The 10945-nt window shown below is 71.6% G+C and carries 9 protein-coding genes; 2 read left to right on the top strand and 7 right to left on the bottom strand.

Going from position 1 to position 10945, the window contains the following annotated elements:
* Window positions 1–829, top strand: an 829-nt coding sequence (locus GTW43_RS28370) for an aminoglycoside phosphotransferase family protein (RefSeq protein ID WP_161304816.1), incomplete at its 5' end; no start/stop codon positions are given.
* A 28-nt stretch (window positions 830–857) separates the two neighbouring features.
* On the opposite strand, the gene GTW43_RS28365 is transcribed toward GTW43_RS28370, so the two are convergent.
* The 7 genes from GTW43_RS28365 to GTW43_RS28335 form a co-directional block, all read right to left on the bottom strand.
* The gene (locus tag GTW43_RS28365) at window positions 858–2117 is read right to left on the bottom strand and encodes an SGNH/GDSL hydrolase family protein (RefSeq protein WP_161304815.1); all 1260 of its coding nucleotides are present in this window, start codon (window positions 2115–2117) and stop codon (window positions 858–860) included.
* Between the two features lie 21 nt (window positions 2118–2138).
* On the bottom strand, window positions 2139–4505 hold the full coding sequence (locus tag GTW43_RS28360) for a glycoside hydrolase N-terminal domain-containing protein (protein ID WP_161304814.1): 2367 nt from the start codon (window positions 4503–4505) through the stop codon (window positions 2139–2141).
* A gap of 154 nt (window positions 4506–4659) precedes the next feature.
* Entirely contained in the window at window positions 4660–5991 is a 1332-nt protein-coding gene (locus GTW43_RS28355) for a glycoside hydrolase family 27 protein (protein ID WP_202502054.1), read from the bottom strand.
* A gap of 25 nt (window positions 5992–6016) precedes the next feature.
* A complete protein-coding gene (locus GTW43_RS28350; RefSeq protein WP_161304813.1) occupies window positions 6017–6856 on the bottom strand; it encodes a carbohydrate ABC transporter permease in 840 nt (279 codons plus the stop codon).
* 3 nt (window positions 6857–6859) lie between these two features.
* Window positions 6860–7831, bottom strand: coding sequence for a sugar ABC transporter permease (locus tag GTW43_RS28345; RefSeq protein WP_161304812.1), 972 nt, complete (start codon window positions 7829–7831; stop codon window positions 6860–6862).
* 5 nt (window positions 7832–7836) lie between these two features.
* The gene (locus tag GTW43_RS28340) at window positions 7837–9105 is read right to left on the bottom strand and encodes an extracellular solute-binding protein (RefSeq protein ID WP_202502053.1); all 1269 of its coding nucleotides are present in this window, start codon (window positions 9103–9105) and stop codon (window positions 7837–7839) included.
* 72 nt (window positions 9106–9177) lie between these two features.
* Window positions 9178–10332 (bottom strand): ROK family protein, encoded by a 1155-nt coding sequence (locus GTW43_RS28335; protein WP_161304811.1) that lies wholly within the window; start codon window positions 10330–10332, stop codon window positions 9178–9180.
* A gap of 74 nt (window positions 10333–10406) precedes the next feature.
* Here GTW43_RS28335 and GTW43_RS28330 point away from each other — a divergent pair.
* The coding region (locus GTW43_RS28330; RefSeq protein ID WP_272922572.1) for a glycoside hydrolase family 36 N-terminal domain-containing protein at window positions 10407–10945 on the top strand (539 nt) is incomplete at its 3' end.

Here is a 10945-nt window from a genome sequence, read left to right as displayed (position 1 = left end):
CGTGCCCGACGGGACGGTCCTGCACGGCGGTGTCGGGGTCATCGTGCCGGTGCGGCGCAGGACCGGTCCGCGCGCCGTGCTGAAGGTGTCCTTCCCGCACCCGGGGAACGTCCACGAGCCCGACGCGTTCCTCGCGTGGCGCGGGCGGGGAGCGGTCCTGCTGCTGGAGCGGGACGACCCGCGTTTCGCCCTGCTCCTGGAGCGCGTCCGGCACACGACCCTCGCGGAGGTGGAGGAGGGCGATCCGCTCGTGACGATCGCCGGCCGGCTCAACCACCGGCTGGCCGTCCCCGCGCCGTCCACCCTGCCCCGGCTGAGCGCGCAGGCCGACGCCTGGGAGCGGCAACTGCGGCTGGACGATGCCGAGTTGGAGCACGCCCTGGCGCCGCACACAGTGGACGCCGCGCTGGAGACCGTACGGGACCTCGGGCGGCATCAGCCGGACACGCTCGTCCACGGAGACCTGCACGCGCGGAACATCCTGCGGGCCGACCGCGAACCGTGGCTCGCGGTCGACCCGAAGGGGTACGCCGGGGACCCCGCCTACGACGGCGGCACGCTGCTGAAGTCCCGGGCGCTGTCGCTGCTCGGCGCCGACGATCTGCCGCGGGCCGTCCACCGCGTCGTGGACGTCTTCGCCGACGCGGCCGAGCTCGACCGGGCGCGGGTGCTGCGCTGGTGCCAGTTCCACGCCGTCCAGACCGCTTTCTGGAGCCGCCGGCACGGATTCCGTGTCGCCCGGAGCGGACGTCTGCTGGAGGAGATCACCGGGTTCGCCGACCGGCTGGCGGACCTGCTCACCGACGCCGTGCGCGGATCCCGTCGATGATCCGGGCACCGGCCCGCGCACCGTCCGGTCAGGGGTGCAGCAGCCGCAGGTCGACGGCGTCGGCCATCGCCCGCATGCCCGCGTCGTCGGGGTGGATGTGGTCGCCCGAGTCGTAGTCGGGGTCGAGGGCCGCCGGGTCCGCCGGATCGCGCATCGCCCGGTCGAAGTCGATGACCCCGTCGAACGCCTTCGCGGTGCGGATCCACTCGTTGACGCCCTGCCGGACCGCCTCGGCGGCCGGACTGTAGTAGCCGTTGCCCTTGTCGGGCATCAGGGTCGCGCCGATGATGCGGACGTGGGCGGCGCGTGCCTGCCGGATCAGGGCGCGGTACCCGTCGATCAGGTGCCGCACCGTCAGCGGGCCGCCGTCCGGTCCGGCGTCGTTGCCGATGTCGTTGATGCCCTCCAGGAGGATCACGTCCTTCACCCCGGGCTGTCCGAGGGCGTCGTGACCGAACCGCTTCAGGGCACTGACGCCCTGCCAGGGGTTCGGCACGTCGGTCAGGACCCGGTTGCCGCCGATCCCCGCGTCGACGACGCCGAGTCGCTGCGGGCCCGGCCGGTCGGCGAGACGCGTCGCGAGGAGGTCGGGCCAGCGGGTGTAGGTGCCGGTGCTGGAGTGGTATCCGTCCGTGATCGAGTCGCCGAACGCGACGACGGTGCCCTTCGCCGTCGGGGACAGGACGTCGAGCCCGGCCAGGTAGTACCAGGACGTGGAGGTGTCCGTGAACGCGTCGGCGCCGGTGTCGCCCGTGTGGTCGCCGGGCGCGGTCCAGGTCGTGTCGAACGCGTCGGAGTGCCAGGTCGACGGGCCGGTGGCCGTGGGCAGATAGAGGCTGACGAGGAGGTTCTGTCCGGCCTCGACGGAGATCGGGGCGCTGTCGCTGACCCGCTCCGCGCCGGCCGGCACCTCGGTACCGCGCGCGCCGCCGAAGGTGAGGTGCCGGGTGGTGCCGGGTTCGGCCGCGCCGCCGCTCGCCTGGATCGCGATGTCGGCGGCGGCGACCCGCAGCGGCTGCGGGCTGTACCGGTCGGAGAGGGTGATCCGGGCCCGGGTGCCGGCGACGCTGCTGTGCACCACCATCCGGATCGTGCGGTTCTCGAAGGACGGGCCGCCGGTGGTCATGGCGGGCGACCAGGCGCTCACCCGGGTGCCGCCGGAGTGGGGTGCCGGGGCGCTGCGGGCGTCCGCACGGGCGGCGCCCGCGCCGAGGGCGGTCACGGCGAGGGCCGTCAGTGCGGCGCACAGGGTGCGGACGGATCTGCCGGTCCGCTGACGGGTTTCCATGATCGTGGTCTCCGCTCGCGGTCAGCCGACGAGGTCGGTGAGGTCGGCCGACGCACCGGGACGGAGGGTGACGGTGGTGCTGCGGCCGCCCGCGGTGACCGTCGTGGTGCGGCCGCCGACGCTGTGCAGCGTCACGCGGCGGATCCTGCCCCTGGCCCAGGTCATGTCGACGGTGAAGCCGCCGCGCGCCCCGGCGCCGGTCACCGAGCCGGAACGGGCCCAGGCGTCGGGCAGGGCGGGGAGCAGCTCGATGTGGCCGGGGCGGGAGTAGAGGAGCATCTCGAGCATGGCCGTGGGGGTGCCCAGGTTGGCGTCGATCTGGAAGATGGCGCGGGTGTCGGAGACCCGGTACATGTCGAAGAAGTTCATGGCGGTCCCGGTGTCCGCGCCCGCCCACGGCTGCAGGTTCGTCAGGACGAGCCGGTAGGCCTTGTCGGCGTCCTTGAGCCGGGCCCAGCAGGCGGCGCGCCAGGCGCAGGCCCAGCCGTAGCTCTCCATGCCGCGCGCGGTGAGCAGCGCGGTCGCGCCGTCGAGGATCTCGGGGTCGCCGGCGCCGGGGCGGATGCGGTCGCCGGGGAACAGGCCGATGAGCGGGGAGAGATGACGGTGGGTGGTCTCGCCGAGGTTGTCCTCGCTCATCCACTCCTCCAGCCATCCGGACGTGGGGCTGACCTTCGGCAGGTAGAGCCGCTCGCGCAGGTCCCGTACGGTCGCCGCGTGGTCGAGGTCGCGGCCGAGGGTGCGGCAGGCCTGTTCGTAGTGGCCGAACAGCGACCACAGGAGTTCCTGGGTGTACGTCATGCCGCGGGCGTCCTGCGGGCCGTGCTCGGGCGACCAGTCGTGGTCGTCGATCAGGACCTCGCGGCCGTCGACCGTGGTGGTGAGCAGCCGCGCCTCCCAGAACGCGCAGGCGCCCTTGAGCAGGGGGTGGATGCGGGCCAGGTAGGACGCGTCCTGGGTGAACTCGTAGTGTTCGTACAGGGATTCGCACAGCCAGGCGTTGCCGGCGGGGTGCCACCACCAGCCGAGGCCGCCGTAGGGGTTGGTGGAGAAGGCGACGGTCCAGCCGGCGACCTTGCCCGAGGTGTTGCGGAAGCGGTTGCGGCTGTCGTTGAACCGCTCCTGGGTGACCGCGCTCCAGGCGGGCAGCTGGGAGACGCAGTAGTCGGCGAACGCGTCGAAGGTGTCCGGGGCGCCGGCCCGGTCGGGGAACCAGTAGTTCATCTGGATGTTGATGTCGGTGTGGTAATCGCCCATCCAGTCCGGGGTGTTGCCCTCGAGCCACAGGCCCTGGAGTCCCATGGGCAGTCCGTCGCGGGACCCGCACAGGGCCAGGTATCGGCCGAACTGGAGGTAGCTCGCCTCGAGTTCGGGGTCGGGCGCCGCGCCGTCGGCGGCCCGTGCGGTGAGCCGCGACCAGGTGTCGAGCCGGCGCTGGCGGCCGGTGGAGGTGCCCAGGTCGATGCTGAAGCGGTCGTACCGCTCCCGGTGGTCGGCGACGTGGGTGTCCCTCAGGTCGCCGCCCCGGGCGGCCGCCGCGGCCCGCGCCTTGTCCCGGGCCAGGCCGAGCGGGTCGGCGTCCGGGTCGCGGTAGCCGGTGGCGTGGTCGGGGGCGTAGTCGGTGCCGCCGGTGAGCACGAGGACGACCTCGGTGCAGTCGGTGAAGGTGACCCGGGAGCCGGTCGCGGTCACGGTGCCGCCGGTGGCGGCCGCGGTGGCGGCGGCGGCGTAGCGCAGGCCGTTGCCGAACGCCTCGGTGAAGGAGACGAGGTGGGACGCCTTGTCCGCGGTGGTGGTCTCGCCGTGGGTGCCGGACAGGACGAAACTGCCGGTGATTTTGGCGCTGCCGGTCCGCCGGAGCCGGACGACCAGGGCGTCGTCGGGGGCGCTGACGAACATCTCGCGCACGTAGCGGGTCCTGCCCCGGGTGTACTCGGTGGTGACGAGGCCGTTGCTGAGGTCGAGGGTGCGGCGGTAGCCGGTGACGGAGGCGCGGTCGTGGCCCGGCAGGCTGAGGGTGGCGCGGGCGAGCAGGGTCATGCTGCCGAAGTCGTCGCGCCCGTAGGGGAACTGGCCGTCGGCGTCGAGGGTCGTGTTGGCGCCGCCCGTCCACAGGGAGGCGTCGGTGACGTGGAAGAGCTCGCTCGCGGGGTCGCCGCCGACGAGGGCGCCGAGCCGGCCGTTGCCCAGCGGCAGGCCCTGCTCGATGAGGAGCTCGTCGTCGGCGGGCTCGGGGTACCACAGGGTCGTGGCCCGGTCGGCGGGGACGAGCGGCGAGGTGGTGGGGCGGCGCGGCGCGGCGTGGGCGGTGAAGGCCGGCAGGGCGCCGAGGGCGGCCAGGCTCGCGCCCAGGCCGAGAACGGTGCGGCGGGACGGTCCGGTGCTCATGTGCGGGGTCCTTCCGTACGACGGCGGACGGGCCCTGCGCGGCGGCCGCGCAGGGCCCGGAGGAGGGGACACAGGTACGGGGAGGTGCAGGGAGGTGCGGAGCGTGCGGGGTGGTGCGGGCAGCCGACCGGGGCGGCGGGACGCCCTTCAGGTGTTACGACAGCTTGATCAGCCGGGAGCCGTGGGCGGGGACGGACGGCGCGGTCCACGTGTGCCGGACGGTGCCGAGGTTCTTGCGGGCGACGACGTCCCGGGCCTGCTTGCGGCCGTGCACGCCGAGGCCGTCGAGGTCGACACGGATGTCGGTGGGCGTGGATCCCATGTTGTAGACCGCGAGATACGTGTCTCGGCCGACCTTCTTGGTCCACACCTGGGTGTCGCCGGAGCGCACCTGGCGGGGCAGCACGGCGGCCTGGTCGACCGCGACGACCTCGGGGTTGGTGAGGATCGCCTTGGCCTTGTCGTCGAGGAACCAGATGTCGCCGCCCACGTAGAGCGGGGCCGAGGCCATCGACCAGAAGGTCATGACGGACTGCCGCTCGGTGTCGTCGAGGCCGTCCTGAAGACCGCTGCCGGTGTTGTTGTTGATCGGCATGGAGTCGAGGTCGGCCATGAAGTGCGGGGCGTCCACCTTGTCGAGCCACTGCGGCAGGTCGCTCCAGCGGTCGTCGACGGAGCTGGTCCAGGAGCTGGTGGTCTCGCAGTAGCACTCGACGTCGGTGTCGACGCGGACGCCGTTGGCGTACGGCTTCAGGCCGTCGGCGGCCTCGATGTCGACGGGCCAGGCGCTCGCGGAGAGCCACATCTTGCGGCCGCTGTGGTCGATGGCGGTGGACCAGGCCCTGATGTCGTCGACGTTGTCCTTGGTGACGCCGTCGATCTTGAGGAAGTCGACGCCCCAGGAGGCGAGCCGGGCCACGATCGAGTCGATGTAGTCCTGGGCGCACGGGTTGGTGTAGTCGATCTTCCAGCTGCCGCCCCACTTGTTGGTGGGGGTCAGCGGCTCGACCGCGATGTCGCGCGCCGTGCAGTCGGTGCCGAGGATCGGGGCGTCCTTGTCGTAGACCTCCTTCTCCAGGCCGGCCGCGCCGTAGAGGCCGAGCTTGAGGCCCTTGCCGTGGACGTAGTCGGCGACGGCGGGCATGCCGCTCGGGAAGCGCTCCTTGTCGGCGTCCGGGATGCCGTGGGCGTCGGAGTGGTAGGTCCAGTCGTAGGTGAAGTTCCAACCGGCGTCGATGTTGAGGTACTTGTATCCGGCGGAGGAGAGCTTGCCGCTCAGCGAGTCGGCGGCGTTCTTGATGTTGCCCTCGTTGAGCCAGCTGGTGCCGTAGCCGTCACGCGAGGACGACTCGACGCTCCAGCTGCTCCAGCCCATGAACGGCTTGACGTACGGGGTCCTGGCCTGCGCCGTGCCGGTGGACAGGACCAGTGCCAGGGGGAGCGCCGCGGCGGCGGCGAGGGCGGCTCGGCGGGTCGTTCTGCTCATGGAAGTGCCTCCAGGAATGAGGGAGTTACGACTTCAGGCCGGACATCGCGATGCCCTGGACGATGTGGCGCTGGGCGACGAGGAACATCACCACGAGCGGCAGGATCGCCACGGCGGTGCCCGCGAACAGCTCGGGCAGGTTGACGGTCTGGGAGGTGAGGAAGCTGGAGAGGGCGATCTGCACGGTCCAGCTGTTCGGGTCCTGGCCGATCATCAGCGGCCACAGGAAGGAGTTCCACGCCTCGATGAAGGAGAGCGCACCGAGCGAGGCGATCATCGTGACCGAGTTCGGCAGGATGATCCGCCCGTAGACGCCGAGGTAGCTCAGCCCGTCGAGCCGGCCGGCCTCCTCGATCTCGGCGGGGAAGGACACGTAGAAGCTGCGGAAGAGGACGACGGCGAAGGCGTTGAACAGGCCGGGGGCGATCAGGCCCCACATCGTGTTGACGCCCCCCATCGATCCGACGACGACGAACGTGGGCAGGAAGGTGACGGCCTGCGGGATCATCAGGGTGCCGACGATCAGGGACAGGACGAGGCCGCGGCCGGGCACGGCGATCCGGGCCAGCGCGTACCCGGCCATCGAGGCGAGCAGCGTGGACAGCGGCGCCGTGATCACCGCGATCAGCAGGGAGTTCAGGATCGAGCGGCCGAAGGGGCGCTCGGGATTGTCGAACAGGGCGGTGAAGTTGTCCCAGTTCAGGGCCGAGGGGAGCCAGTGCCAGTCGGTGGCGGTGATCTCCGGGGTCGTCATGAAGGCGTTGCGCAGCAGGACGTAGAACGGGATGAGGAAGACCACGGCCAGCAGGCACAGCACCACGTAGGTGGCGATGGATCCGGCGACCGTGCCGCGGTATCGGTTCATGACTCAGTCCTTGTTCCGGGAGAATCCGAGGATCCGGCCCTGGAGCAGCGTGACCAGCACGATCAGCAGGGTCAGCAGGAAGGCGCCGGCCGAGCCGACTCCGTAGTCCTGGTCCTGGAGCGCGACGCCGTACAGGTGCATCAGCGGGGTGCGCACGGGCTCGCTGCCGAGCGAGGCGCCGGTGGAGAAGATCGCGTAGAACTCGTCGAAGGCCTGGAGCGCGGCGATGAGCATCAGCAGGAGGATCGCGACCGAGGTGCTGCGCAGCATCGGGAAGGTGATGCTGCGGAAGGTGCGCCAGGGCCCGGCCCCGTCCAGGGCCGCGGCCTCGTACAGGTGCGGCGGGACCGACTGCAGTCCGGCGATGAAGAGGATCATGTAGAGGCCGACCTGGAGCCACAGGCGCAGCGTGACCAGGACGATCCAGTACAGGGGCGGGCTCTGGGTCTGGATCCAGGGAGTGGGGTCGGCGCCGAACAGCGCGCCGAGGGTGTTCGCGAGCCCGGAGGGGACGCCGCTGAACAGGGCCATCTTCCAGATCATCGCGGCCGCGACGTAGCTGACGGCGGCCGGCAGCAGGAACGCCGTGCGGAAGAAGGCCCGGCCGCGCCGTACCCGGTTGACGAGTACGGCGAGGCCCAGGGAGCCGGCGAAGGTGATCGGCACGATGAGCGCGGTGAACAGCACGATCATGGTGAGCGAGTCACGGAAGCGGGCGTCGTCGAGCAGCTGCCGGTAGTTGTCGAGGCCGACCCAGCTGCCGAGGGTGATGGTGCGGCGGGCGTCGCTGAAGCTGAGCAGGAAGCTCCAGCCGATCGCGACGTAGCGGAAGACGGCGAGGCCGATGAGCATCGGCGCGGTCAGTGCGACGAACGCGAGGGCCTTCGACTGCCGTTCGGTGAGCCGCCGGCGCCGGGGTGCCGCGACGGGCACCGGTCGGGTCTCGTGCAGCGGCGGGGTGCCGGTGACGGTCATGACGGTCAGCCCATCTGCTTGTCGAGATCCGACTGGGCCTTGGCCTGGGCGGCGCGCAGGGTCTTCTCCGGCGCCGCGCCCTTGGCGATGTCGGCGGCGGCCGCGATGAACCCGGCCTGCATGGCCTGGGTCCATTCGGCCGGGAACGAGAGGCCGTTCTCGGTGCCGATGGTGACGGCGTCCTTGGCGGCCCCCTTGGCGAGCGCGGGGGTCTTCGCCGCGACGGCCTTCTGCGGCGGCACGTGGAAGCCGTACTTCACGGCCCAGTCGATCTGGATGTCCGCCTGCTTGATCCACAGCCACTGCAGGTACTTCTTGGCCTCGTCCTTGTGCTTGCTCTTCGCGTTGACGGCCTGGGTCCAGCCGCCGAGGCGGGCGACCGGCCGGCCGGAGCCGTCGAACGCGGGCCACGCCACGACGCCGAAGTCGTCGCCGAGCGCCTTCTCGATGGTGGGCAGCGCCCACAGGCCGCACCACTGCATCGCGGCGGCGCCCTGGGCGAAGGCGCCCGCGTCGTACCAGTCGGTGGTGAAGCCGAGCAGGACGGACTTGTCGGCGTGCAGGTCGCGCAGGCCGCCTATGGAGCGGGCCGCGTCGGCGTAGACGACCTTCTTGCCGTCGATGAGGTCCTTGCCCTGCGACCAGGCGAGCAGGTAAGGGCTGTCACCGATGCCGTCGTTGCCGATGAACAGGCCCTTGACGCCACCGGTCGTCAGCTTCTTCGCGGCGTCGACGAGTGCGGTGAAGGTGGTGGGCGGGGTCACGCCGGCCTTCTTCAGGAGCGATTTGCGGTAGTAGAGGACCATGACGTCGTCGATGGTCTTGATGCCGTACAGCGTGCCGTCGACGGTGAGGTAGTCGAGGTCGGCCGGGTTGAAGCCGTCCTTGGCGGCGCCGTACACGTCGTCGAGCGGTTCGAGCTGGCCCTTGCGGGCCATCTCGGCGCGGAAGTCGCCGAGTTCGAAGATGTCGGGGGCGTCGGCGCCGAGCAGCGCGGCGTTCAGCTTCGTCTCGTACTGGGAGGTGTCGGCGCCCCAGACGACGTTGACGGCGACGTCCGGGTTGGCCTTGGTGTACTGCTCCGCGTACCGCTTGACGGCGGCCTGCGTGCCCTCCTCCCCGTACTGGTGGTACCACTGCGTGAGGGTGACCTTGGCGCCCTTGGCGGAGGCGGTCTGCTGCGGGTTGCCGGAGCAGGCGACCGCGGCACCGGCGACGAAGAGCAGGGAGGTGCCGAGGAACCCTCGGCGGGACAGGGCGGAGCTGGCTGACATGACAAGGTCCTTCCGGGGAACGGAGGATGGCGCGGGAGAGGGGGTCCGGACGACGTCCGGACGACGTGCGGGTCAGGCGGTGAACAGCGACTGGATGCCGACGGCGGCGGCGCCCCGGGCCCACTCCTCCCAGGGCAGTGGGCGCACCACGAGCGGGCAGTCGGCCGCGGCGCCGAAGGCCTGGGTGCTGAAGGCGGCACGGATCTGCTCTTCGAACAGGTCGTAGGCGGCCAGTCCCTCGCCGGAGACGACGAGCCGCTCGGGTCCGACGAGGTTGACCAGGACGGCGAGTCCGAGGCCGATGGCCTCGCCCGCCTCGGCGAACACGGCGCGCACGGCCGCGTCGCCCTCGTGGGCCCGGTCGATGGCGCCGGTCATGTCGAGCGCGGGGTCGCCGCAGGCCAGGCGGGCGCGGGTGACGATGGCCTCCTCGGAGGCGATGGCCTCGACGCAGCCGCGTGCGCCGCAGTGGCACGGGGGGCCGTCGCTCGCGGCCACCGGGATGTGCCCGATCTCGCCGGCCACGCCGTAGCCCCCGGCGACGAGGCGGCCGCCCACGACGAGGCCGCAGCCGATGCCGACGCCGACGGTGGCGAGGGCGAAGGAATCGGTGCCGACGCCCTCGCCGAACCACTGCTCGGCGACGGTGAGCGCCTTCACGTCGTTCTCCACGGTCACCGTCAACCCCGTGGCGTGGCCGACCAGTTCGGCGAGCGGGACGTCGCGCCAGCCGAGGAAGGGCGAGTAGCGCACGCGGCCGCCGGCCCGGTCGACGTCGCCGGAGACGGACACCCCGAGGTGGTGGGCGCGTCCGGCGTACCCGGCGGCGAGCTCGCCGACGAGTGCGGCGATGTCGGCGACGACCTGCTCGACGCCGCGCCCGGAGACGGGCATGCGGCGGGCGGCGCGGACCTGGGCGCGCAGATCGGTGACGACACCGATGAGTTCGTCGGCGGTGACCTTGACGCCGACGAAGAACTCCCGGTCGGCACAGACCGCCAGCGGGTGGGCGGGGCGTCCGGCGCCCTCCGTCGTCCGCTCGGCCCGGACGAGCTCCTCCAGGTAGCCCGCCTCGATCATCGGCTTGGCGGCCTTGGTGACGGCGGCGGAGGACAGTCCGGTGATCCGGGCGATCTCGGGGCGGGCCACGGGCCCACGGGTGAGCACCGTGGTGAAGACCGTGTTGGCCGCCGGAGACGCGAGCAGCACCGCTCGGTTCAGCAACATGGGGGAAACGTAGAGGCAATAATTTCCTTCGTCAATATTTAAATTCAACGAGTTCGCGCCTAAGCTCCGTGGCCATGTCACAGGTGTCCTCGGTGTCTTTCGACGCGACCAGCCGCACGTTCCTGCTCACCACTCCGGCCACGTCCTACGCTCTGCGCATCGGCGCCGACGACGTACCCCACCATCTGCACTGGGGAGGCCCGCTGACGCTCGATCAGGCCGTAGCACTCCCCGTGTACGACGGCGTCATCAGCAGTTTCGCGTCGACGGCCGGCGAGGAGCTGGGCGTCGAGGGCGGCCCCCGGTTCGGCGTCCCGTCCCTGCTCGTGCGGTACGCGGACGGCTCCCGCGGCGTCGAGTGGCTGTACAAGGGCCACGAGATCGACGGCGGCAGACTGCGGGTGCACCTGCGCGACCGCCACTACCCGCTCGCCTGCACCCTCCACTACGCCGTGCACCCGGACAGCGACGTCGTCGAACGGTCCCTGACGCTGCGGCACTCGGGGTCGGCCGACCTGGACGGGGGCGAGGACGGGGACGGGGGTGCGGACGAGGGCGCGGAGGGGGCCGCGATCGAGATCCTGCGCTGCGACGCCGCCGCCTGGTGCGTCCC

The organism is Streptomyces sp. SID5785 (genome assembly GCF_009870065.1).
In the GTDB taxonomy this organism is placed as follows: domain Bacteria; phylum Actinomycetota; class Actinomycetes; order Streptomycetales; family Streptomycetaceae; genus Streptomyces.
The sequence above is the reverse complement of the archived record's forward strand: the minus strand, read 5'-3'. Positions and strand labels throughout refer to the sequence as shown.